Source organism: Pseudomonas sp. 57B-090624 (genome assembly GCF_003234055.1).
Lineage (GTDB): Bacteria > Pseudomonadota > Gammaproteobacteria > Pseudomonadales > Pseudomonadaceae > Metapseudomonas > Metapseudomonas tohonis.
The window spans coordinates 1-23,879 of record NZ_QKRU01000066.1; the positions used below are offsets into that span (position 1 = coordinate 1).

The window sequence follows — 23,879 nt, forward strand, 5'->3', positions numbered from 1 at the left end:
TGATCAGCCCCTCCGGCAGGTCCTGCAGCGCGATGCCCAATGCCAGGCCGTCCGCACCCGCCAGCCCGGCACCCGCGGCCACCCCCACGGCCATGCCCTCCGGGATGTTGTGCAGGACGATGGCGATGACGAACAACAGGATGCGCGGCGCCAGGACTAGGCGATCGGTTCGCGTGTCGACCTCCAGCTGCCGCTCCGGCAACAGCCTGCCAAGGCCGAACAGTGCGCTGGCCCCCAGCAACAGGCCGAGGCTCATCAGGAAGCCTGCCGACCAGCGGGAGAAACCCAGCTGCCCGGCAGACTCGAGGCCGGGGATCAGCAACGAGAACACCGTCGCCGCCAGCATCACACCGGCCCCGAAACCCAGCAGGGTGTCGGAGGTGCGCGCCGAGATGCCGCGCATGAACAGCACCGGCAAGGTCCCGACAGCGGTGCCCAACGCACACAGCGAGCCCGACTTCAGGGCATGCCAGAGATGGGGTTCCAGCGCACGCTCGGCAGCCAGCACCGCCTGCCAGGACAGCAGCACGCAACCGGCGAGCATCACACACAGCCCCAGGACCTGGCGCAGGGAAAGCCCGCTCGGCAGCAGGGGCAGCATGGCGCCCCGGCTGGGCGGGTGCAGGCGCCCTTCGGCGCCCAGGCCGTGCAGGTCGGGTTCGGGCATCAGGCCATCGCCTCACGGTATCGACGATCGACTTCGGCCCAGTCGATGACGTTGTAGAACGCACCGATGTATTCGGGGCGCCGGTTCTGGTAGCGCAGGTAATAGGCGTGCTCCCAGACGTCCAGCCCGAGGATCGGTACGTGCCCGTTCATCAGCGGGCTGTCCTGGTTGCCACTGCTTTCCACCACCAGGCGCTTGCCCGGTGCCACGCTGAGCCAGGCCCAGCCGCTGCCGAAACGCGTCAGCGCCGCCTTGGTGAAGGCCTCCTTGAAGGCAACGAAGCCGCCCAGCTCGGCCTCGATGGCCGCCCGTACCGTACCCTGGGGCTCGCCGCCGCCACTGGGCGACATCACGGTCCAGAACAACGAATGATTGGCATGGCCGCCACCGTTGTTGATCACCGCACCACGCAGCGGCTCGGGCACTTCGGCCAGGCGACGCAGCAGCGACTCCACGGGCAGCTGACCGAGGGGATTGCCCTCCAGCGCAGCGTTGAGGTTGTTGATGTAGGCCTGATGGTGCTTGCTGTGATGGATCTCCATGGTCTGTGCATCGATGTGCGGCTCCAGGGCGTCGTAGGCGTAGGGCAGCGTGGGCAGGCTGTAGGTCATGTCGGGTCCTTGTTCAGTGGTAGTAGCGGCTGCGGGCAAGGTGCGGCGTCGCCTGCGAGGAGTGCCCAGGGGCGATGCCGAGCAGGCGATCGGTGCGGGGATAGGCGCCGTGCTCCTGGATGAACTGCAACAGGCTGCTGTAGGTGCAGCGGCTATGGCGCAGGGCAACGTCGCGCAGCGCCTCGGGCAGGCTGGTGTCACGCAGCACCTGCAGCAGGCGCTCGTGGCAGGTGCAGAGGTTCTCGGCAGTCTCCTCCGGTTGGCCGAGCATCAGGTGCAGGTCGGCCAGGTTGTGGTGCGAGACCACGAACGCGGCCACCGCCTGGTCCGGGTCAGACCAGCGCTCGAGGAGCATCTGCGCCTGGGCCAGGGCCTGCAGGTAGCGCTCGCGCGCCTCGATCCAGTCTCCGGCGCGGAAGCAGTGGTTGCCTGCCTCGATGGTTCGTTTCCAGTACTCCATCGGCCACCTCCGGGTGGGCGAAGGGCGCCGCCTGGGCGGCACCCGGGTCGCGGCTAGAGGCCGCCCTCGGTGAGCTTCTCCGGGTCGAGCAGCTTTTCCAGCTCGGCGCGGCCGAGCTCGGTGTTCTCCTCGGCCACGTCGATCACCGCCCTGCCCTCCCGGTACGCCTGCTTGGCGATCTCGGCGGCCTTGAGGTAGCCGATGATCGGGTTCAGCGCAGTGACCAGGATGGGGTTGCGCGACAGCGCTTCGTTCAGCTTCGGCTGATTGACGCGGAAGCTCGCCACCGCGCGGTCGGCCAGCAACTGGCTGCTGCTCGAGAGCAGCTGGATGCTGTTCAGCAGGTTGTGGGCGATGACCGGCAACATCACGTTCAGCTCGAAGTTGCCCGACTGCCCGGCGACCGTGATCGCCGCGTCATTGCCGATCACCTGGGCGGCGACCATGGCCGTGGCTTCGGGGATCACCGGGTTGACCTTGCCCGGCATGATCGAGGAGCCCGGCTGCAACGCCTCCAGTTCGATCTCGGCCAGGCCGGCCAGCGGACCTGAGTTCATCCAGCGCAGGTCGTTGGCGATCTTCATCAGTGTCACCGCCACCGTCTTCAACTGGCCGGACAAGGCCACCGCGGTGTCCTGGGAGCCGATCAGGGCGAAGAAGTTGCTACCCGGGGTGAATTGCAGGCCGGTGAGCAGGTTGAGCTCGACGCAGAAACGCTCGGCGAAGCGCGGGTGCGCATTGATCCCTGTGCCGACGGCGGTACCGCCTTGCGCCAGCTGCTGCAGGCTCGGCATCAGCGCACGCAGGTGCTCGATGTTGCTCTGCACCTGCTGGGCCCAGCCGTCCAGTACCTGGCTCATGCGCACCGGCATGGCGTCCATCAGGTGGGTACGGCCTGTCTTCACATAGGGGCGAACTTCAAGGGACTTCTCGCAGAGCACCTTGAGCAGGTGCCCGAGGGCGGGCAACAGGCGCTCGCTCACCTCGATGGCAGCGCTGGCGTGGATGCTCGACGGGATGATGTCGTTGCTGCTCTGCCCGCAGTTGACGTGGTCGTTGGGGCTGACCTTCTCCGCCAGCAGGCGGCTGGCCAGGGTGGCGATCACCTCGTTGGCGTTCATGTTCGAACTGGTGCCGGAGCCGGTCTGGAACACGTCCACCGGGAAGTGCGCCATGAAGTCGCCAGCCAGCAACTCCTGGCAGGCGCTGACGATGGCGTCACCCATGGCCGGGCTGATCTGCTCCAGGTCGACGTTGGCCCGCGCAGCGGCAGCCTTGGCGAGGATCAGTGCACGAATGAAAGCTGCCGGCATGCGCTGTCCGGAGACCGGGAAGTTGTTCACCGCCCGCTGGGTCTGCGCGCCGTACAACGCCTTGGCGGGCACTTCCAGCTCGCCCATGCTGTCGCGTTCGATTCGGGTATCAGTCACGCTGTATTTCCTTCTTCCGGTTCGATGTAGCTCAGGGATGGCGCCAGGCGCAGGGTTGCCAGGCGCCGCTGCAGCCCGAGCAGGCGCCGGCGGCGCAACGGATCGCGCGCCAGCGGACGCAGGGACTGCAGGGGTAGATAGGCGTGATCGAGGCACAAGCAGCGCCAGTGCCAGGGCAGGGCGCGGTCGGTGGCGCTGTCCAGCAGCAACTGGAAGCTGCCTTCGAAAATGCGCCAGGCCGGCAGGTCATGGTGCACGACCAACTCGTGGCCATCGTCGAGGAAGCGCGTCAGCAGGCGCGGCTCATCCGGCGTCAGGGCACAGCGGATGCGCTGGCCAAGCCAGCGCCAATCGGAGTACGCCCGGGGTTCGTCGAGACGGGACTGCACAGCGAATTCCCAAATAGCAAATATTCGCGTTTGAGAATAATAAACATTACCGAAACTTGCAAAGTGAAAGTGCGTCGGAGGCTGCCCCGCCTCGCGTCAGCGAACGCAATCCTCACGGCAATGGTGGGCAGATTGGTGAAAAGACACCCAACAGCGCCGATTCCCGGAGCGCATGAAAGTCGTGTCGTCGAGCATGCTGGGGGCCATCGGCGCAGGAGAAACGCCCATAAAAAACGCGCCACCAGGGCGCGTCATCCTCGACGACGGCCGGGCGATCAGCTGCCCGCCACCGTCATCCGCTCGATCAGCACCGAGCCGGTGCGGATGTTGCCTCGTACTTCCAGGTCACTGCCGACGGCGAGGATCTGGCGGAACATGTCCTTCATGTTGCCGGCGATGGTGACTTCCTGGACGGGGAACTGGATCTCGCCGTTCTCCACCCAATAGCCGGCTGCGCCACGTGAGTAGTCACCGGTGACCATGTTCAGGCCATGGCCCATCAGCTCGGTCACCAGCAGCCCCCGGTCCATGCGACGCAGCAACGCCTTCTGGTCTTCCTGCCCGTGGGTGACGAAGAGGTTGTGCACGCCCCCGGCGTTCGCGGTGCTGGGCAGGCCCAGCTTGCGGCCGGAATAGGTGCCGAGGATGTAGGAGACCAATTCGCCCTTCTCCACGAACGGCTTGGCGTAGGTCGCCAGCCCGTCATTGTCGAAGGAGGCGCTGGCCATGGCGCGCGGGATCAGCGGGCGCTCGTCGATGCTCAGCCACTCTGGGAACAGACGTTGCCCCAGTGCTCCTTCGAGGAAGGACGACTTGCGGTAGAGGTTGCCGCCGGAGATCGCCGACAGGAAGCTGCTGAACAGCCCGGTCGCCAGTTCCGCAGCGAACAGCACCGGCACCTCGCAGGTGGGCACCGGGCGCGCGCCCAGGCGGCTGACCGTGCGTTCGGCGGCGCGGCGGCCGATGACCTGCGCATCGGTCAGCTGGGTGCCGATGCGGTTCACGTCGTACCAGTAGTCGCGCTGCATCTGCCCTTCGCCACCGGCGATCATCACGCAGCTCAGGCTGTGCCGGCTGCTGGCGTAGCCGCCGATGAAGCCATGGCTGTTGCCGTAGACGCGGCAGCCCTGGTGGGTGCTGAGGGTGGTGCCATCGGCATTGCTGATGCGGGGGTCGGCATCGAAGGCCGCCGCCTCGCACACCAGCGCCTGCTCCACGGCCTGCTCGGGGGTGATGGCCCAAGGGTGGTAGAGGTCCAGGTCCGGCAGGTCGCGGGCCATCAGGCCGCGATCGGCGAGGCCGGCGCACTCGTCCTCGGACGCGTGCCTGGCGATGGCCAGCGCGGCCGCCACCGTCTCGCGGATGGCGTCATCGCCGGTCGCCGAGGTACTGGCCGAGCCCTTGCGCTGGCCCACGTACAGGGTGATGCCGAAGCCCTGATCGCGGTTGAATTCGACGGTCTCCACCTCGCGCTGGCGCACCGTGGTCGACAAACCCTGCTCCACCGAAACCGCGACCTCGCAGGCCGTCGCACCCTGGCGACCGGCTTCGGCGAGGATGCGTTCGACCCGTGCCTGCAACTCGGGCAAGGCCTGCGGGCCGACCACTTCTACTTCACTCATAGCCACTCCAGTTCACAAAACCCTTTCGACGGGGCGGACGCACCCGGCGCACCGCCCCACGGACCGCATCATTGCGGCGCCAGCCGGGCCGGACAATCCCCGTCCGACTGGTTATCATGGCGGCGTTTCCCACTGGATCGCCCCCATGTCTGAATACCTCGACGACGACTTCTCCGGAGAGAAGAGCAAAACCCAGGTCAAGAAAGAGCTGCACGCCCTGCAGGACCTCGGTGAACGTCTGACCACGCTCAAACCCGATGTTCTCGCCAAGCTGCCGCTGACCGATGCGCTGCAGAAGGCCCTGCTGGAAGCGCCGAAGCACAAGGCCCACATCGCCCGCAAGCGCCACCTGCAATACATCGGCAAGCTCATGCGCGAGCAGGACATCGAGGCCATCGTCGCCCTCGTCGACCAGCTCGACGCCTCGACCCGCCAGTACAACGAGCGCTTCCACAACCTGGAGCGCTGGCGCGACCGCCTCATCGGCGGGGACGACAGCACCCTGGAATCCTTCGTCGTCGAATACCCGGAAACCGACCGCCAGCACCTGCGCAGCCTGATCCGTCATGCCCAGCACGAAGCGGCCCGTAACAAACCGCCGGCCGCGGCGCGCAAGGTCTTCAAATACATCCGCGACCTGGACGAAACCCAGCGCGGACTGCGTTAAAGGCCGCAGGAAGCTCGAAGCCGGGAGTCCACGGCTTCGAGCGCCCAACGCCCCTCCTCAAGCGCCCGTACCTCCCACCGTGATCGCATCGATCTTCAGCGTCGGCTGACCCACGCCCACGGGCACCGATTGCCCATCCTTGCCGCAGGTGCCCACGCCGCTGTCCAGCGCCAAGTCGTTGCCGACCATGGAAACCCGGCTCATCGCCTCCGGGCCGTTGCCGATCAGGGTCGCGCCCTTGACCGGCGCAGTGATCTTGCCGTTCTCGATCAGGTAGGCCTCGCTGGTGGAGAACACGAACTTGCCGCTGGTGATGTCGACCTGGCCGCCGCCCAGGTTGGCGCAATAGATGCCGCGCTCCACCGACGCGATGATCTCCTCGGGGTCGCTCTCCCCCGCCAGCATGTAGGTGTTGGTCATGCGCGGCATCGGCAGGTGCGCATAGGACTCGCGACGGCCGTTGCCGGTGGGCGCCACGCCCATCAGGCGGGCGTTGAGCTTGTCCTGCATGTAGCCCTTGAGCACGCCGTTCTCGATCAGCGTGGTGCACTGGGTCGGCGTGCCCTCGTCGTCCAGGCTCAGCGAGCCGCGACGGCCCGCCAGGGTGCCGTCGTCGACGATGGTGCAGAGGCTGGAGGCGACCTTCTCGCCGATCCGCCCGCTGTACGCCGAGCTGCCCTTGCGGTTGAAATCGCCCTCCAGGCCATGGCCCACCGCTTCGTGAAGCAGCACGCCGGACCAGCCCGCGCCCATCACCACCGGCAGGGTTCCTGCCGGTGCCGGGATGGCTTCGAGGTTGACCAGTGCCTGGCGCAGCGCCTCGCGGGCGTAGCCCATGGCGCGGTCCTCCTGGAGGAAATAGCGGTAGTCGGTACGCCCGCCGCCGCCATGGCCGCCACGCTCGCGACGACCGTTCTGCTCGACGATGACACTGACGTTGAAGCGCACCAGCGGTCGCACGTCGGCGCCCAGGCTGCCATCGCTGGCAGCGACCAGGATGTGCTCCCAGACCCCGGCCAGGCTGACGGTGACCTGCTTGATTCGCGGGTCCAGCGCCCGGGTGGCGACGTCGATGCGCTTGAGCAGCTCGACCTTCTCCGCCCGGTCGATCACGTCCAGCGGGCTGTCAGGTGCATAGAGCCGCGCCACGTCAGGGCTGGCGAAGGCCTGTACGCGGCCCTGCTGCCCGGCGCGGGCGATGGAGCGTGCGGCGCGGGCCGCCTGGCCCAGGGCGTCGGCAGTGATCGCGTTGCTGTAGGCGAAACCGGTCTTCTCGCCGGACTGCGCGCGTACGCCCACGCCCTGGTCGAGATGGAAGCTGCCGTCCTTGACGATGCCGTCCTCCAGCACCCAGGACTCGGAGACCTGGCCATGGAAGTACAGGTCGGCAGCGTCGATGCCCGGGCCGGCGAGTTCGCCCAGCACGCCCGGCAGCTGCTCGATGGTGAGGCCGCCGGGTGCCAGCAGCTGGTCACTGACGGATAACAACAATTGGCTCATAACTTCTCCGTTCTCGCAGGCGCAGGTGCGGCCGGCGTCAAGAATCTTCTGTGTGCCGTCACCGGCATGCGCTGGCGCACCGCCAGCTGTTCGTCCGCATCACGGCTGGCCATCAGCACCGCTTCACCGCTGGCCTGCTCGGCCAGCACACGACCCCATGGGTCGACGATAGACGAATGCCCGAACGTCTCGCGCGGCCCCGGATGAACGCCACCCTGCCCCGCCGCCAGCACATAGCACTGCGTCTCGATGGCACGGGCCCTCACCAGCACCTGCCAGTGCGCCGCGCCGGTCACCGCCGTGAAGGCCGACGGCGCGGTGATCAGCTCGGCCCCGGCCTCGCGCAGCGCCCCGTAGAGCTCGGGGAAGCGCAGGTCGTAGCAGACCGTCAGGCCCAGCCGCCCCACGGGGGTGTCGGCGACCACCACGCGATCACCGAAGGCGTAGTCGTCCGACTCGCGGTAGCGCCCACGGGCATCGGCCACATCGACATCGAAAAGGTGGATCTTGTCGTAGCGCGCGACCCGCTCGCCCTGGTCGTCCACCAGCAGCGAACAGGCGTTGGGCTTGGCATCCGGAGCATCGTCCGGCGGTAACGGCAGGGTTCCGGCGACCACCCATAACCTGAGGTCGCGCGCCGTCTGTTTCAACCAGGGCAGGATCGGCCCCTCGCCCCGGGCTTCGGCGCGGCCGATCGCACCGTAGTCGCGGCGGCCCATGGCGGCGAAGTTCTCGGGCAGCACGGCGAGGCGGGCACCGCGCCCGGCGGCGGACTCGAGCAGGCGACGAGCGGCTGCAAGATTGGCCAGGACATCGTCCTGGCTGACCATCTGGATCACCGCGAAGGTCATGGCATTCTCCACAGCGGGTATCGCCGCATGCTACTCCAGCGCGTGGCCGACGGAATCAATTGGGCTTCTCGAACGGCTTGTCGAAACTGATCTTCGGCTCCGTCAGCGGCCCTTTCACCTCGTACTGCACGCTGGCGAAGCGCGCGACCTTGTCACCCAGCAGCTTGTCCACGACGAACAGTGCACCGCCGATGGCCGGGGCGCCGACGATCAGCGCGGCCAGCGGCAGGTTGTTGGTCACCGGCAGGGTCACCAGCAGCTTGGCGTCGATGGTGTCGTGGGCCATGTCCAGCGTGCCCTTGAGCTCGACACCGCTGGAGGGCCCTTCGAGGACGATGGGCTGGCGGGTGACGAAGACGCCCTCGCTGCCCACCAGCAGGCCCTTCACCCGGTCATAGGCCAGGCCCTTGCCGAGCAGGTCGGAGAAGTCCAGGCGCAGGCGGCGGCCGATGGAGTTGAAATTCAGCAGGCCGAACACACGCAGCGCCTGGGCACTGCCCTCGACCTCGACGAACTGCCCCTTGCGCAGGCTGGCGTCCAGGGTGCCGGAGAACCGCTTGAGGCTGACCCAGGCCGGCGAGCCCGGCCAGCGACCATCGGCGTCCAGGCGGAAACGTTCGCTGGTGGCGGTGGGCGCGTAGTTCCAGGCCAGCAGCACATCGGCCAGGTTCTTGCCCTCCAGGCGCCCCTTGTACCAGCTGGAGCTCGCCCCGGCGTTGCCCTCCCAGCCGGTGGAGCCGGTGATCTTGAGGCCCTTGAGGTTGAGGTCGAGATCGCTGAACAGGGTGCCCTGGGCCGTCGGCCGCGCCTTGAGCGACCAGGCCCCCAGCGGCTCGTCGCCGAACTGCACCTGGGCGATGCGCACATCGAGCGCCGGAATGGAATGGGGGTCGATGTCCTTGAGCGGGTCGGGGCTGGCCTCCGCCGCCTCGTCGTTCTCCGGCGGCTTGGGCAGGCGCACGCGGGCCATGTCGACGACGATGGGCGCCCCCTCGGCATCGGGCAGGTTGACGCTGCCCTGCAGCAGGTCGCTGTCCAGATCGACTTTCCACAACGCATCGCCCCGCGCCAGGCCGATGCGGAAATCCTCAAGGCTCATGCCCATGCCGCTGAAATGACCGATGCGCAGGTCCGCGCCCTGCAGCAGGCCGACGGCGTCACCGGCGTCCTTGGCGGCGTAGCGATCCCGCACCGCCTGCCAGGCCGCCAGGTCCAGCTCGTCCAGGGTGCCGCGCACCCGGATGCCGCGGTTCGACGGCATGCTCGCGCTGCCCGAACCCAGCAGCAGTTCGCCGCGTGCCTGGGTGAAATCCGTCGCGGGCGCGGCAACCGCGAGGTTGGCGCGCCCACCATAGTCGAACCAGTAGCGCCGCTCCGGGCCATCCAGGGTCATGCGCCACTGGCTGTCACGCACCTCGTCGGCAGCCTTGCCGAAAGGCGCCGGCAGGTCGACGGATACGCCCTTGAGGCTGGAGGCGATGCGCAACTGGCTGTCCTTGCCATCCAGCAACAGGTCGAGCTGGTAGGGAACATCGCCGGCGACCGGCAGGGGCCGGGTCACGCCCAGCCAGCCCGAGACATCCTTGATCGCGGCGCGGCCGCTGGCCTGGATGCGCGTGCGGCCCTTGCCATTGCGCCCTTCGGCGACCGCCTTGGCGGTGACTTCGCGACCGAAGGCCTTGCCGCGTATCTGCGGCGAGCTGAGGCCGCTGGCGGTATCGAAGCGGAAGGCGCCGTCGAGGTCGGTGAGTTCGAGGCTCGGCTTGGCGAACTTCAAGCGCGATTCACGGGTCGCCAGGTCGACGATCACCCGGGGCTCGCCACCGGCCTTCTCCAGCGGGATGTCCAGGTCCAGGCTGCCGTCCAGGGTGCCTTCGCCCTGCCAGCCGGCCATCACCTCGGCGGCTGGCGTCGGCGCTTCCTGCATGATCTTCAGGCCATCGCCGAAGCTGCTGTCCAGCTTGGCCCGGACCCGCAGGCGCGGCACCTGGCCATGCTCGACGTGGGGCACATCGGCACGCGCATCGCTGATGCGGCTGTCGAGAATGCGCGCACTGGGCACCCGCACCCGCACGCCGCTGTCCTCGATGAACACATCGCCACGGGCCTCGCGCAGCGCCGGCCAGCCGGGCTGGTAGGCGAGCTCGGCATCGTGGACCTTGAAGAACAGGCTGATGGATCGCGATTCCGGCACCGAGTCGTGCTGCAGCGAGCCCTGGTACTGGAAGAACCCCTCGTCGACCGCGCCGCCCTTGATGGCGGTCTTCAGCCACTCGGCCAGGGCCGGGCTGAGGCCGCTGGAGAGGGTCGGCAGGTATTTCTCGGTGTAGCGCGCATCGCCGTCGTGCAGGCCGACGCGCAGGTCCATGTAGTCCTCCTGGGCCGGGTCGCGCAGCAGGCGGATGAGGAAGTCGCCTGCGACCTTGCCTTCATCGCCGACCACCTGGAGGTAGGGGCTGATCAGGGTGAACGCCTGGTCATCCAGCTTCCAGGTCAGGCGCGCGTGCGCCTCGCGGTAGCGCCAGGGCTTGGGGAACAGGTGATCGAGGTGCAGGGCGAAATCATCGGAATCCATCCGCAGCTCGCCGCCGGCCAGGTCGCCGGTGATGCTGCCACTGACGTTCTCGGCCGCCGGCGCGCCATGCACGGCATTGAAGGTGATGCGCTCCAGGTTGGCGCTGAAGCCGATGCGCCGGGCACCCTCCACCTGGGGCCGGTAGACCGCCTGCAGATTGCGCAGCGCACCACGGGGCTTGAGCCCGCTGACCAGTTCCGCGGCCAGGTCCGGCAGCGGCACCAGGCCCTCCACCAGCGGCACCAGGGGATCGAGGTCGAGGCGGTCGGCGGCGAGCTTCCACTCGGCCTCGCCCTGCCCGTTGTCCTGCACCTGCTCCAGGCGGATGTGGGCGTTGCTGTAGCGCTGCTCGCCGACGCTCACCGCCAGGGAATCCAGCAGCAGGCTCATGCCCTTGTCGCTGCGATTGAAATAGGCGTCCACCGCCAGGTCCTGGACGGCCACGGGCTTGCGCTGCGCGTAGCTGCCGCGCAGTTCGCCGACATGCAACCGGGCCACCGCGCCTTGCAGGGCGCCGCGCTTCCAATCGGCCCAGAGTTCGCCCCCCCCCTTGAGCTGCTCGACACGCCAGTCACGGGTCAGGCTCCTGGGCAACCAGCGCGCCCAGTCGCTCTGGGGCAGGCTGAGGTAGATCTCCGCCTCGCTGCCCAGCAGCGCGTCGGGATCGATGCGGGTGCGCAGGCGCAGGCTCAGCGGCTGGCCGTCCGGCAGCGTCAGGCGGCCGTCCAGGCGCTGCCGGGCTGCGCTGCCGCTGAGGGTCGTCTGTACATAGGTGAAGGTGACCGGCTTCTGCTTCCAGGGCTCCAGGGTGACCTGGCTGTTGAGCAGGGACAGGCGCTGGACGTACTTGAAGCCATCGAGCAGCTTGCGCGCATCGAACGGAGCCTGGTCGTCCCGGGCGGGCATGCCGGCCAGGGTCCACTTGCCGGCTTCGTCCTGTTGTACCTGTAGCTGCAGGCCTTCGACCTCGAGGCTGGCGATGCGCGCACTGCGCGCCAGCAGGCTGCCGAGCAGGTCGGGCACCACGCGCACCTGGTCCAGGCGCAGGACCTCGTCGCCCTCCCCGAGCGTGACGTCATGGGCGACCAGCACCGGCCCCATGCCCTGCCAGCGCCCTTCGAGGCTGCCGATCAGCAGGGGTTCGCCAAGGGCCTCGCGGGCCTTCTCCTGGACTTCGCCCCGGTACTCGGCCACCAGCGGCACCAGTTGCCGACCGAGGCTCACATAGAGGGCGGCGAGCACCAGGCCCAGCGCGCAGAGCGCCAGCAGGGTACGCAGCAGGGTGACGAGGGACAGGCCCTTGCGCGCCATATCAGTTCAGGCCCTCAGAGCAGCACGACATCGTATTGCTCCTGGGAATACATGCTCTCGACCTGGAACTTGATGGTGCGCCCGATGAAGGCCTCGAGATCGGCAACGTTGCCCGACTCCTCATCCAGCAGGCGGTCCACCACCTTCTGGTTGGCCAGCACCAGGTAGCCCTCGGCCTGGTAGGCACGGGCCTCGCGGAGGATCTCGCGGAAGATCTCGTAGCAGATGGTCTCGGCGGTCTTCAGCATGCCGCGGCCCTGGCAGCTCGGGCAGGGTTCGCAGAGGTTCTGCATCAGGCTTTCACGGGTGCGCTTGCGGGTCATCTGCACCAGGCCGAGCTCGGTGATGCCGATGATGTTGGTCTTGGCGTGGTCCCGCTCCAGCTGCTTCTCCAGCGTCCGCAGGACCTGGCGCTGGTGCTCCTCATCCTCCATGTCGATGAAGTCGATGATGATGATGCCGCCCAGGTTGCGCAGGCGCAGCTGGCGGGCGATGGCGGTGGCCGCCTCGAGGTTGGTCTTGAAGATGGTCTCTTCGAGCGTGCGATGGCCGACGAAGGCGCCGGTGTTCACGTCGATGGTTGTCATCGCCTCGGTGGGGTCGATGATCAGGTAGCCGCCGGACTTCAGCAGCACCTTGCGCTCCAGCGCCTTCTGGATCTCGTCCTCGACGCCGTACAGATCGAAGATCGGGCGCTCGCCGGGGTAGTGCTCCAGGCGGTCGGCGATCTCGGGCATCAGCTCGTCGACGAACTGGGTGACCTTCTGGAAGGTCTCGCGGGAGTCGATGCGGATCTTCTCGATCCGCGGGTTCACCAGGTCACGCAGGGTGCGCAGGGCCAGGCTCAGGTCTTCGTAGATGACCGAAGGCGCCGGGGCGCTCTGCATCTGCGAGGAAATCTGCTCCCACAGGCGGCGCAGGTAACGGATGTCGACGAGGATTTCCTCCGCCCGCGCGCCGTCGGCAGCGGTCCGCAGGATGAAGCCACCGGTCTCCTCGATGCCTTCGGCGGCGACGCAGTCGGCGACCACCTGCTTGAGGCGCTCGCGCTCGGCCTCGTCCTCGATCTTCAGCGAGATGCCCACATGCGCGGTGCGCGGCATGTAGACCAGGTAGCGCGAGGGTATGGACAGCTGCGTGGTCAGGCGTGCGCCCTTGCTGCCGATGGGGTCCTTGGTCACCTGTACCACCAGGGCCTGGCCCTCGTGGACCAGGGCGGTGATGTTCTCCACCGCACTGCCTTCGCGGTTGGAAATCTCCGAGGCGTGGATGAAGGCCGCACGGTCGAGGCCGATGTCGACGAAGGCCGCCTGCATGCCCGGCAGCACCCGCACCACCTTGCCCTTGTAGATGTTGCCGACGATGCCACGGCGCTGGGTGCGCTCGACATGCACCTCCTGCAGCACCCCGTTCTCCACCACCGCCACGCGCGATTCCATCGGCGTGATATTGATCAGAATCTCTTCGCTCATGCTGAGAACCTACCCGACCCGCTGCCAAACAGAAATGCCGAATTCGCCCAGCAAGTCCGCCGTTTCCAGCAACGGTAGACCCACAACGGCGGAATAACTCCCCTGGATATTCTCGACGAACACCGCACCGAGCCCCTGGATGGCGTAGCCGCCCGCCTTGTCCAGCGGTTCACCGGTGGCCCAGTAGGCCTCGCGCTCGGCCTGGGGGATGACACGCAAGCGTACCCGACTGGTCACCAGGCGCGAGCGGCACAGGCCGGATTGGGCCACCGCCACGGCGGTCAGCACCTGGTGTTCGCGCCCGGAGAGGTCCGCCAGCATGGCCAGGGCATGGTCGCGATCCAGGGGTTTGCCGAGGATACGGCCATCGAGCACCACCGAGGTGTCGGCCCCCAGCACGCAGGTGCCGGCTGCGGCATCACCGAGCGCAGCCAGGCCGGCGGCGGCCTTTTCACGGGCCAGGCGCTCGACGTAGCCCTCGGCCGTCTCGCCGGGGCGTACGGACTCATCGATGGCAGCGGAAAGAACCTGGAAGGGGACGCCGATCTGGGCGAGCAGTTCGCGGCGGCGGGGCGAGCCGGATGCCAGGTGGAGCGTGGCCATGCTGGGACTTCTCCATGTCGAGAAGGCACGCGGCATGGCCGCGGGCCGGTCAGTTGACGTTGAGACGGCGGCTCAGGCCGCGCAGGGCGGCGAAAACCCAGGGCCAGAGCAAGGCGCTGACCAGGGCGGGCAAGAGGAACAACAGCGTCGGCGGGCGGTTGCCGGTCAGGGCGTTGAGCCACAGCTGCACCAGCTGGGCCAGGCCGAAGACCACCATCAGCACCAGACTCTGTTGCCACATGGGAAACATGCGCAAGCGCTGGTGCAGGGCCAGCACGAGGAAGGTGATCAGCGCCAGGATCAGCGCGTTCTGCCCCAGCAGGGTGCCGTAGAGCACGTCCTGGGCGATTCCCACCAGCCAGGCGGTGGTCATCCCCACGCGGTGCGGCAGGGCCAGGGTCCAGTAGGTGAGCAGCAGCGCGGGCCACAGCGGCCGCCCGACTTCCATGAAGGTCGGCATGGGCGCGACGCTGAGCAACAGCGCCAGGACCAGGCTGAACCAGATCACCCAGCCATTGTTCGAGCGGGCGCTGACCATCAGCGGTTCTCCCGGTTGGCGGGCGGCGTGGCCGGTGTCGAAGATGCCGCGCCGGCCGGGGCCGGTACGGAAGGCGTCGTGGCAGCAGGTGCAGCAGGTGCAGCAGTCCCCGGAGCGGCACCGGTAGCGGGTGTGCCGCCGGGCTTGCCAGCGGCCTCGCGATCGGCCGCCTCCTGGGCTTCGGCCGAGTCGTTGGCACGCTGTTCGGGGCTGCGCGTATCGGTGAACACCAGCAGCAGGTAGCGGCTGCGGTTCAGTGCAGCGGTGGGCACGGCACGGACGATGGCGAAGGGCTGGCCGGAGTCGTGGATGACCTCCTTGACCGTCGCCACCGGATAGCCGGCGGGGAAGCGCTGGCCGAGGCCGGAGCTCACCAGCAGGTCGCCTTCCTTGATATCCGCGGTATCGGCCACGTGGCGCAGCTCCAGGCGTTCCGGGTTCCCGGTGCCGCTGGCGATGGCGCGCAGGCCGTTGCGATTCACCTGCACGGGAATGCTGTGGGTGGTATCGGTGAGCAGCAGGACGCGGGCGGTGTAGGGCATGACCTCCACCACCTGGCCCATCAGGCCGCGGGCGTCGAGCACCGGCTGGCCGAGGAAGACGCCGTCCTTCTCGCCCTTGTCCACCAGGATGCGGTGGGTGAAGGGGTTCGGGTCGACGCCGATCAGTTCGCCCACCAGGACCTTGTCGTCCACCAGGGCGGAAGAGTTGAGCAGCTCGCGCAGGCGCACGTTCTGCTCGGTCAGGGCCGCCAGCTTCTGCAGGCGACGCTGCATCAGCAGGCCTTCGGCCTTGAGCTTCTCGTTCTCGGCGATCAGGGTGCTGCGGCTGGTGAACTGGTCGCTGACGCCATCCCAGAGGCGTACCGGCAGATCGGCCAGCCAATAGAAGGGCGTCAGCACGAGGCCCATCTGGCTGCGTGCCGGTTTCAAGGTATCGAAGCGGGCATCCACCACCATCAAGGCGGCAGAAAGCACGGCGAACACCAACAGGCGCACGCCGAGCGAAGGTCCCTTGGCGAATAGCGGTTTTATGACCCGCTCCTCTGGTGCAATGGCTCTCCGACCTTACTCGGTGGAGAGCAGGTCCATTGCGTGACGATCCATCATTTCCAGGGCACGACCACCGCCACGGGCCACGCAGGTCAGCGGGTCCTCGGCGACGATCACCGGCAGGCCGGTTTCCTGGGACAGGAGCTTGTCGAGGTCGCGCAGCAGCGCACCGCCACCGGTCAGCACCAGGCCGCGCTCGGCGATGTCGGAAGCCAGCTCCGGCGGGGATTGCTCCAGGGCGCTCTTGACCGCCTGGACGATGGTGGCCAGGGATTCCTGCAGCGCTTCCAGAACCTCGTTGGAGTTCAGGGTGAAGCTGCGCGGCACGCCTTCGGCCAGGTTGCGGCCACGGACGTCGATCTCGCGGACCTCGCCACCCGGGAAGGCGGTGCCGATTTCCTGCTTGATGCGCTCGGCGGTGGATTCGCCGATCAGGCTGCCGTAGTTGCGGCGCACGTAGGTGACGATGGACTCGTCGAAGCGGTCGCCGCCCACGCGTACGGATTCGGCGTAGACCACACCGTTCAGGGAGATCAGGGCGATCTCGGTGGTACCGCCGCCGATGTCGACGACCATGGAGCCACGGGCCTCTTCGACCGGCAGGCCGGCACCGATGGCCGCGGCCATGGGTTCCTCGATCAGGAAGACTTCACGGGCGCCGGCGCCCAGGGCGGATTCGCGGATGGCGCGACGCTCGACCTGGGTGGACTTGCAGGGAACGCAGATCAGCACGCGGGGGCTGGGCTGCAGGAAGCTGTTCTCGTGCACCTTGTTGATGAAGTACTGCAGCATCTTCTCGCAGACGCTGAAGTCGGCGATCACGCCGTCCTTCATCGGGCGGATAGCGGAAATGTTGCCGGGGGTACGACCGAGCATGCGCTTGGCCTCGGTGCCGACGGCCACGACGCTTTTCTGGTTGCCGTGGTTACGAATGGCGACCACGGACGGCTCGTTCAGGACGATGCCGCGTTCGCGCACATAAATCAGGGTATTGGCAGTGCCCAGGTCGATCGACAGATCGCTGGAAAACATGCCACGCAGTTTCTTGAACATGGGAGAGGGACCCTAGGCAACGCGTGGGTAAAAAAGTGCGGCAAACTCTAACAACGACAGGGATTTTGGGCAAGGCGCCGATATGTTAAATTGCCGGTTTTTCCGGGCCTCTGGGCCCATCATCGCGGCCTTTGACCGCCCGTTCGCGGTGCCGTTCCCGGCGCCCTTCCCGCACGGTCCCGAGCACCGCGCTGACCGCACCTCAGTTGGAGAACCCGATGGCGCTTGAACGCTCCGACGTGGAAAAGATCGCCCATCTCGCCCGCCTGGGCCTGAACGACGGCGATATCCCGCGTACCACCGAGACCCTCAACAACATCCTCGGCCTGATCGACGCGATGCAGGCCGTGGATACCGACGGCATCGAGCCGTTGGCCCACCCCCTCGAAGCAACCCAGCGCCTGCGCGCTGACGAAGTGACCGAGGAAAACCACCGCGACGCCTACCAGGCCATCGCGCCGGCCGTCGAGAATGGCCTCTACCTCGTCCCCAAAGTCATCGACTAAGGAAAAGGGTTACAGCATGCATCAATTGACCCTGGCCGAGATCGCCCGTGCGCTGGCCGCCAAGCAGTTCTCCTCCGAGGAGCTGAGCGGCGCCCTGCTGGCGCGCATCCAGGCCCTCGACACGCAACTCAACAGCTTCGTCACCGTCACCGCCGACCAGGCACTGGAACAGGCCCGTGCCGCCGACGCCCGTCGCGCCGCCGGCGAGAACGGCGCCCTGCTCGGCGCGCCCATCGCCCACAAGGACCTGTTCTGCACCCAGGGCGTGCGCACCAGCTGCGGCTCGAAGATGCTCGACAACTTCACCGCGCCCTATGACGCCACCGTGGTCGAGAAGCTCAAGGCCGCCGGCACCGTCAGCCTCGGCAAGCTGAACATGGACGAGTTCGCCATGGGCTCCTCCAACGAATCCAGCCACTACGGCCCGGTGAAGAACCCCTGGGCGCTCGATCGCGTCCCCGGTGGTTCCTCGGGCGGCTCCGCCGCCGCCGTCGCCGCGCGCCTGGTGCCCGGCGCCACCGGCACCGACACCGGCGGCTCGATCCGCCAGCCCGCCGCCTTCACCAACCTCACCGGCATCAAGCCCACCTACGGTCGCGTCTCGCGCTGGGGCATGGTCGCCTACGCCTCCAGCCTCGACCAGGGCGGCCCGCTGGCCCGCACCGCCGAGGACTGCGCCCTGCTCCTGGGCGCCATGGCCGGCTTCGACCCCAAGGACAGCACCAGCGTCGACGCCCCGGTGGACGACTACCTCGCCGCCCTCGCCCAGCCCCTGGCCGGACTGCGCATCGGCCTGCCGAAGGAATACTTCGGTGCCGGCCTCGACGCACGCATCGGCGCGGCGGTGATGGCCGTGGTCGAAGAGCTGAAGAAGCTCGGCGCCACCGTCAGGGACGTCTCGCTGCCCAACATGCAGCACGCCATCCCCGCCTACTACGTGATCGCCCCGGCCGAGGCCAGCTCCAACCTGTCGCGCTTCGACGGCGTGCGCTTCGGCTACCGCTGCGAAGACCCCAGGGACCTGACCGACCTGTACAAGCGCTCCCGCGCCGAAGGCTTCGGCAGCGAAGTGAAGCGCCGCATCATGGTCGGCACCTACGCGCTCTCCGCCGGCTACTACGATGCCTACTACCTCAAGGCGCAGAAGATCCGCCGCCTGATCAAGAACGACTTCGTCCAGGCCTTCGAGGGCGTCGACCTGATCCTCGGCCCGACCACGCCCAACCCGGCCTGGAAGCTGGGCGAGAAGAACAACGACCCGGTCGCCCAGTACCTCGAAGACATCTACACCATCACCGCCAACCTCGCCGGCCTGCCGGGGCTGTCCATGCCCGCCGGCTTCGTCGACGGCCTGCCGGTGGGCGTGCAGCTGCTCGCGCCCTACTTCCAGGAAGGCCGCCTGCTCAACGTGGCCCACCAGTACCAGCAGGTCACCGACTGGCACAAACAGGCCCCGGCCGGATTCTGAGGACGACGCACATGCAATGGGAAACCGTGATCGGGCTGGAAATCCACGCACAGCTCAGCACCCAATCGAAGATCTTCTCCGCCAGCGCCACCACCTTCGGCGCCGAACCCAACACCCAGGCCAGCCTGGTTGACCTGGGCATGCCCGGCGTACTGCCGGTGCTCAACGCCGAAGCCGTGCGCATGGCCGTGAAGTTCGGCCTGGCCATCGACGCCGAGATCAGCGCGCGCAATGTCTTCGCCCGCAAGAACTACTTCTACCCGGACCTGCCCAAGGGCTACCAGACCAGCCAGATGGACCACCCCATCGTCGGCAAGGGCCACCTGGACATCACCCTGGAAGACGGCACCACCCGCCGTATCGGCATCACCCGCGCGCACCTGGAAGAGGACGCCGGCAAGAGCCTGCACGAAGACTTCCACGGCATGACCGGCATCGACCTCAACCGTGCCGGCACCCCGCTGCTGGAGATCGTCTCCGAGCCGGAGATGCGCAGCGCCAAGGAAGCCGTCGCCTACGCCAAGGCCATCCACGCCCTGGTGCGCTACCTCGGCATCTGCGACGGCAACATGGCCGAAGGCTCGCTGCGCTGCGACTGCAACGTCTCGGTACGCCCCAAGGGCCAGGCCGAGTTCGGTACCCGCCGCGAGATCAAGAACGTCAACTCGTTCAAGTTCATCGAGCGCGCCATCAACACCGAGATCGCCTGGCAGATCGACGAGCTGGAATCCGGCCGCAAGATCGTCCAGGAAACCGTGCTCTACGACGTGGCGGCCAACGAAACCCGCTCCATGCGCAGCAAGGAAGAAGCCAACGACTACCGCTACTTCCCCTGCCCCGACCTGCTGCCGGTGGTGATCGAGCAGAGCTTCCTCGACGAAGTACGCGCCCAGCTGCCGGAGCTGCCGGTGCAGAAGCGCGAGCGCTTCGAGAGCCAGTTCGGCCTCTCCGCCTACGACGCCAGCGTGCTCTCGGCCAGCCGCGAGATGGCCGACTACTTCGAGGCCGTGCAGCGCACCTGCGGCGACGCCAAGCTGGCCGCCAACTGGGTGATGGGCGAGCTCTCCAGCCTGCTCAACAAGGATGGCCTGGAGATCGAGCAATCGCCGGTGTCCGCCGAGTACCTGGGCGGCATGATCCTGCGCCTGAAGGACGGCACCATCAACGGCAAGGCCGCGAAGACCGTGTTCGCCGCCATGGCCGAAGGTGAAGGGTCCCCCGACGCCATCATCAAGGCCCGCGACCTGGTGCAGAACACCGACAGCGGCGCCGTGGAGACGCTGCTCGACGAGGTGCTCGCCGCCAACGCCGAACAGGTCGAGCAGTACCGCGCCAGCGACGAAGCCAAGCGCGGCAAGATGTTCGGCTTCTTCGTCGGCCAGGCCATGAAGGCGGCCAAGGGCAAGGCCAACCCGGCCCAAGTGAACGAACTGCTGAAGAAGAAGCTCGAAAGCTGAGCCTGACTCCAGGGGGGCCCCGCGTTCGCGAGGATGGCGCTCATGCCGTCACTCCCGCGAGCGCGGGAACCCACTGAACCCAGCCGGGCAAAAGGACCGATTCGCCTCCACCAGGTGACGCCATGCAGCGACTGCTCTGCCTTCTCGCCTTCTCCGGCCTGTTGACCGGCTGCTCCTACATTCCCTTCGAACGCGACAGCGAAACCCCGGGCGACTACCGCGCCGAGGGCCGCGCCTCCTTCTATGGCGCCCGCCACCACGGCCAGAAGACCGCCAGCGGCGAACGCTTCGACCAGAACGCCCTGACCGCCGCCCACCGCACCCTGCCCTTCGGCACCCGGGTCAAGGTCACCAACCTCGACAACGACCGCAGCGTGGTGGTCCGCATCAACGATCGCGGCCCCTATGCCCGCACACGGATCATCGACGTCTCGAAGAAGGCCGCCGAAGCGCTGGGCATGATCCGCTCGGGCGTGGTGCCGGTGCGCGTCGAAAGCCTCAGATGAACCCAAGCAGGAAACCGCTATGAGCGAAACACGCAAACCCGGCGTCCAGGTCCGCCGCGAAGTCATGGGCGACGCCTTCGTCGACCGCGCCCTGGGCAATGCCACCGCCTTCACCCAGCCGCTGCAGGACTTCGTCAACGAACACGCCTGGGGCGGCGTCTGGAACCGCGAAGGGCTGGATCGCAAGACCCGCAGCCTGATCACCCTCGCCGCCCTCACCGCCCTGAAATGCCCCCAGGAGCTCAAGGGCCACGTGCGCGGCGCGCTGAACAACGGCTGTACCGTGGAAGAGATCCGTGAAGCGCTGCTGCACTGCGCCGTCTATGCCGGCGTCCCCGCCGCCATCGACGCCTTCCGCGCCGCCCAGGAAGTCATCGACACCTGGCAGGCCGACCAGAAGGCCTGAGCCCTTCCAAGGGGCTGCCCCGTGGGAGCGAATTCATTCGCGAAAAATGCCCGCAGCGGTCATCGCGGCTGAAGCCGCTCCCTCACCTTGCGGCGCCCATGACAGGTCGAGCGATACGGAGCCTGTGCAACGCCCGCCTCCGCCTGGTGGAGGTAAAAAGCGACCTCCACCCTACGCAACGGTCAGGTCCGAGCGATGCGGGCATGGGTGGGGGCGACTTCAGTGGCCAATAATTCCCCGTAGGATGGGTAGAGCACCGCGAAACCCATCAATAGCGCACCCCAGGCTCACCCGATCAGGGATAGCTGAAGCTCTTCACCAGGGTCAGCTCCCCCGGCTGGCGCATGGGCACGAGGAAGCTCTGCTGCTTCTCGTTGGGCGTGCCCTCTTCGCTGATCACGGTGATCTGGCCGATGGTCAGCGCCTGGCCCGGCGAGCTGCTGCCGTCCTCTTCGCTGCGGTAGCCACCGCCGTAGTAGTTCACGTAGACCAGGTACTGGCCCTTGAGCGGGGTCGGGGTGGCGATCATTTCCGGGCCGTAGCCGGTGGTCACGTCCACGTCCAGGGCCGCGCCGTTGGCCAGGGAGCGCTCGCCATACCACACGTGGCCGCCATCCGGGGTCACCAGGTGCAGGTCGAGGTCGGTGTTGTCGCTGTCCCAGGACAGCACCACGCGCAGGCGCGCCGAAACCCCGCCGCGACCGAGGCTGTAGAACTGCACGCGGCGCTTCTGCTGGCCGTCGGGGCTCTGCACCTCGACGCTGTTGCTGCCGGCCGGGAACACGAAGGGGCGGTCGAAGCCGCCGTCCTCGTTGATCTTCAGCGGCATGTCGATGCCGTTGACCACCAGCCGGCCCGGGCCTTGCGGCGCCTTCGACAGGCCACTGATGGCGCCCTTGATGCGCGCGGTATCGGCCTGGTCCTCGGCGACGTTCACCGAGGATGCCGGGTAGTTGACCTGCTGCATGAAGTGCGCGCCGTCGCCGCTGCCCTCGCGCCAGCCGCCGCGAGGCGTGTCGATGCGCACCTCGGCACTGGCGGCCAGGGGGATCAGGCTGAGTAGCAGGGGGGCGAGGTATCCGGGGCGCAGGCGCATGGGGTCATTCCAGTAACAGGTGGCGGGCGAGGCGTTCGACATAGTCTTCGTCCTGGCCATTGGGGTGGGCCTCGAAGGCCAGGTGCAGGTATTCGTGGGTCAGGTCGAGGCGGTCCTGCAGGGAGAACAGGCCGCGCACGAAGATGCGCCGCCGCTCACGGTCGACATGGGGCTTGCCGGAGGCCAGGCGGCACACGGCGAATTGCTGGATCTCGTCATAACCGGGCTCGGCGTCCAGGGTGGCGCGCCAGCCGCGGCGCTGCGTGCGCAGCCACGCCTCGGCGTTGGGCAGTGCCTGGCAGGCGGCCACGGGCTTGTCCCAGCGGCTGAGGCTGGCACGGGGGAAGGCGCGGGCCAGGATGGCGTCGTAGCGCAGGCCTTCGCCGGCCTGCTGCACCGCCTGCTGCCAGGCCAGGCGATGCGGGCCCGGCTTGTCGCTGTGGTAGGTGACCGGGCTGCCGGCCAGCACCAGGTCGGCGGTCCAGGCGACGATGGCACGGGCCTCGGGCGTGGCCGGGCGCGGTGCCACGCGCTGGCTGGCGCTGCTGTCGTCGATCCTCAGGCAGTCGCCACGGCGGCCGGCGTTCTGCTGCAGGTAGGTGCGGATGGCCACGGTCAGGGCCTTGGCCGCTTCCGCCGGCTGCGCCGAGGCCTCGCGTTGCAGCACGCGGGCCACGTAGTCCTCGCGCTGCAGGTGGGCGGTTAGCTGCAGGGTGTCGCCCTGGCGCTCGAGGAACAGTTCGCCGTCGCTCTCGATGGGCAGGCGGTTGCCGTTGGCGAACTCCACCTCGTAGCGCCCCCGGAGCATGCCCGGCGCCACGGCGGCCGCTTGCCCCTCGTGGCGCACCTGGCGCACCGGGTAGCGGGTGAACAGGCCGACCTCGACGCAAGCGCCGGTTTCCGCCGGCCAGGTCGTGGGCAGCGTCTGCCCGAGCACCTCGGCGTAATCCTTGAGCACCCGCTGGCTGGTGCCCGGTCCACCGGCCCAGACAGGCGTGCCGTCGGCCAGCCAGCCGGCGAAACCACCCTGGCGCGCCTGGGCGTCGCCATCGGCGAGCCAGCTCCAGGTCTTGGCCCGCAGGCGGCCACCGAGGGCCCCCAGCGCGGCGGAGTCGGGGGCGGCCAGGGGCACGTCGAGCAGCACCTGGCGCGCCTGGGCCTGGGCCGGCAGGTGGGCCAGCTCGTCCAGCAGCTCGCTCACCGGCACCCGGGCCTGGGGCTGCAGCTGGTCCAGGCGTTGCAACCAGCCGGCGCCCTGGCGCTCGCGCCAGTAGCGCGACCAGTCGGCGGGGTCGAGGTGCAGGTCGGGGGAAGAGAAATACAGGCCGCAGGACTTCACCAGCGCCTGGTCCCGGTCGATGCGCTCGCCGGGGTTGCAGCAATAGACCTCGTCGCGATCCTGGCCCTTGCACTGGTAGCCGGGGTCGAGACGCGCGTTATCCACGAGGTAGGCGTAGACGAACAGTTTCCACAGGCTGCCCAGCGGCGTCTGGCGCTCGGCGGGCAGGGCCCCGCGCGTGAGCACCCGGCTGCGGTCCAGCTGCAGCAGCTCGTTGCCCTGGGGCCCACGCCAGGCGAGGTTCAAAGGCGCCTCGCCGGCGTGCAGCAGCGGGGCCGCCAGCATCAGCAGGACCCCGGC

The 23,879-nt window shown here is 67.9% G+C and carries 22 protein-coding genes; 6 read left to right on the forward strand and 16 right to left on the reverse strand.

Translation table 11 applies throughout. From position 1 onward, the window contains the following. The 6 genes from DMX10_RS25080 to pmbA all read right to left on the reverse strand — a co-directional run. The coding region (locus tag DMX10_RS25080) for a ZIP family metal transporter (RefSeq protein WP_178083007.1) at positions 1-667 on the reverse strand (667 nt) is incomplete at its 3' end. Next, positions 667-1,278: a superoxide dismutase gene (locus DMX10_RS25085; RefSeq protein ID WP_111263646.1), complete on the reverse strand. Its 612-nt coding sequence runs from the start codon at positions 1,276-1,278 to the stop codon at positions 667-669. The genes DMX10_RS25085 and DMX10_RS25080, both read right to left, overlap by 1 nt. 13 nt (positions 1,279-1,291) lie before the next feature. Beyond that, complete coding sequence (locus DMX10_RS25090; protein ID WP_111263647.1) at positions 1,292-1,738, reverse strand: tetratricopeptide repeat protein; 447 nt, start codon at positions 1,736-1,738, stop codon at positions 1,292-1,294. Positions 1,739-1,791: 53 nt separating this feature from the next. Further along, the gene (gene fumC, locus DMX10_RS25095; protein WP_111263648.1) at positions 1,792-3,168 is read right to left on the reverse strand and encodes a class II fumarate hydratase FumC; all 1,377 of its coding nucleotides are present in this window, start codon (positions 3,166-3,168) and stop codon (positions 1,792-1,794) included. Continuing rightward, positions 3,165-3,557, reverse strand: coding sequence for a FagA protein (locus tag DMX10_RS25100; RefSeq protein WP_111263649.1), 393 nt, complete (start codon positions 3,555-3,557; stop codon positions 3,165-3,167). The genes fumC and DMX10_RS25100 overlap by 4 nt, the downstream gene beginning before the upstream one ends. Before the next feature lie 275 nt (positions 3,558-3,832). Next, positions 3,833-5,179 carry a metalloprotease PmbA gene (gene pmbA, locus DMX10_RS25105; protein WP_111263650.1) on the reverse strand — a complete coding sequence of 449 codons (1,347 nt, stop codon included), beginning with the start codon at positions 5,177-5,179 and terminating at the stop codon, positions 3,833-3,835. Positions 5,180-5,324: 145 nt separating this feature from the next. Between pmbA and yjgA the strand changes: the two genes are divergently transcribed. Continuing rightward, positions 5,325-5,846, forward strand: a complete 522-nt coding sequence (gene yjgA / locus DMX10_RS25110) for a ribosome biogenesis factor YjgA (protein ID WP_111263651.1) — start codon at positions 5,325-5,327, stop codon at positions 5,844-5,846. A 57-nt stretch (positions 5,847-5,903) separates the two neighbouring features. On the opposite strand, the gene tldD is transcribed toward yjgA, so the two are convergent. From tldD to mreB, 8 genes are read right to left on the reverse strand one after another with little or no spacing between them, the layout of a single operon-like run. Further along, positions 5,904-7,346: a metalloprotease TldD gene (gene tldD, locus DMX10_RS25115; protein WP_111263652.1), complete on the reverse strand. Its 1,443-nt coding sequence runs from the start codon at positions 7,344-7,346 to the stop codon at positions 5,904-5,906. Further along, positions 7,343-8,197, reverse strand: a complete 855-nt coding sequence (locus DMX10_RS25120) for a carbon-nitrogen hydrolase family protein (protein ID WP_111263653.1) — start codon at positions 8,195-8,197, stop codon at positions 7,343-7,345. The genes tldD and DMX10_RS25120 overlap by 4 nt, the downstream gene beginning before the upstream one ends. Positions 8,198-8,252: 55 nt before the next feature. After that, complete coding sequence (locus DMX10_RS25125; RefSeq protein WP_111263654.1) at positions 8,253-12,083, reverse strand: YhdP family protein; 3,831 nt, start codon at positions 12,081-12,083, stop codon at positions 8,253-8,255. 14 nt (positions 12,084-12,097) lie between these two features. Beyond that, the gene (gene rng / locus DMX10_RS25130) at positions 12,098-13,555 is read right to left on the reverse strand and encodes a ribonuclease G (RefSeq protein WP_111263655.1); all 1,458 of its coding nucleotides are present in this window, start codon (positions 13,553-13,555) and stop codon (positions 12,098-12,100) included. 9 nt (positions 13,556-13,564) lie between these two features. Further along, a complete protein-coding gene (locus tag DMX10_RS25135) occupies positions 13,565-14,158 on the reverse strand; it encodes a nucleoside triphosphate pyrophosphatase (RefSeq protein WP_111263656.1) in 594 nt (197 codons plus the stop codon). A gap of 49 nt (positions 14,159-14,207) precedes the next feature. Continuing rightward, positions 14,208-14,696, reverse strand: coding sequence for a rod shape-determining protein MreD (gene mreD / locus DMX10_RS25140; protein ID WP_111263657.1), 489 nt, complete (start codon positions 14,694-14,696; stop codon positions 14,208-14,210). Next, on the reverse strand, positions 14,696-15,730 hold the full coding sequence (gene mreC / locus DMX10_RS25145; RefSeq protein WP_256604860.1) for a rod shape-determining protein MreC: 1,035 nt from the start codon (positions 15,728-15,730) through the stop codon (positions 14,696-14,698). The genes mreD and mreC overlap by 1 nt, the downstream gene beginning before the upstream one ends. A 33-nt stretch (positions 15,731-15,763) precedes the next feature. Next, positions 15,764-16,801 (reverse strand): rod shape-determining protein MreB, encoded by a 1,038-nt coding sequence (gene mreB, locus DMX10_RS25150; protein ID WP_021217765.1) that lies wholly within the window; start codon positions 16,799-16,801, stop codon positions 15,764-15,766. Positions 16,802-17,019: 218 nt separating this feature from the next. Here mreB and gatC point away from each other — a divergent pair, with 218 nt between their 5' ends. The 5 genes from gatC (at position 17,020) to DMX10_RS25175 (ending at position 21,144) form a co-directional block, all read left to right on the forward strand. Next, positions 17,020-17,307, forward strand: a complete 288-nt coding sequence (gatC, locus tag DMX10_RS25155) for an Asp-tRNA(Asn)/Glu-tRNA(Gln) amidotransferase subunit GatC (protein WP_021217764.1) — start codon at positions 17,020-17,022, stop codon at positions 17,305-17,307. Positions 17,308-17,323: 16 nt separating this feature from the next. Beyond that, positions 17,324-18,775 (forward strand): Asp-tRNA(Asn)/Glu-tRNA(Gln) amidotransferase subunit GatA, encoded by a 1,452-nt coding sequence (gene gatA, locus DMX10_RS25160; protein WP_111263659.1) that lies wholly within the window; start codon positions 17,324-17,326, stop codon positions 18,773-18,775. A gap of 11 nt (positions 18,776-18,786) precedes the next feature. Further along, the gene (gene gatB, locus DMX10_RS25165; protein WP_111263660.1) at positions 18,787-20,232 is read left to right on the forward strand and encodes an Asp-tRNA(Asn)/Glu-tRNA(Gln) amidotransferase subunit GatB; all 1,446 of its coding nucleotides are present in this window, start codon (positions 18,787-18,789) and stop codon (positions 20,230-20,232) included. Between the two features lie 122 nt (positions 20,233-20,354). Next, positions 20,355-20,738 carry a septal ring lytic transglycosylase RlpA family protein gene (locus tag DMX10_RS25170; protein ID WP_111263661.1) on the forward strand — a complete coding sequence of 128 codons (384 nt, stop codon included), beginning with the start codon at positions 20,355-20,357 and terminating at the stop codon, positions 20,736-20,738. A 19-nt stretch (positions 20,739-20,757) separates the two neighbouring features. Further along, positions 20,758-21,144, forward strand: a complete 387-nt coding sequence (locus DMX10_RS25175; RefSeq protein ID WP_111263662.1) for a carboxymuconolactone decarboxylase family protein — start codon at positions 20,758-20,760, stop codon at positions 21,142-21,144. 295 nt (positions 21,145-21,439) lie between these two features. Here DMX10_RS25175 and DMX10_RS25180 read toward each other — a convergent pair whose 3' ends face one another. Beyond that, positions 21,440-22,240, reverse strand: coding sequence for a YfaP family protein (locus DMX10_RS25180; protein ID WP_111263663.1), 801 nt, complete (start codon positions 22,238-22,240; stop codon positions 21,440-21,442). Positions 22,241-22,244: 4 nt separating this feature from the next. Continuing rightward, the gene (locus DMX10_RS25185; protein ID WP_111263664.1) at positions 22,245-23,864 is read right to left on the reverse strand and encodes a DUF2300 domain-containing protein; all 1,620 of its coding nucleotides are present in this window, start codon (positions 23,862-23,864) and stop codon (positions 22,245-22,247) included. Positions 23,865-23,879: the final 15 nt, after the last annotated feature.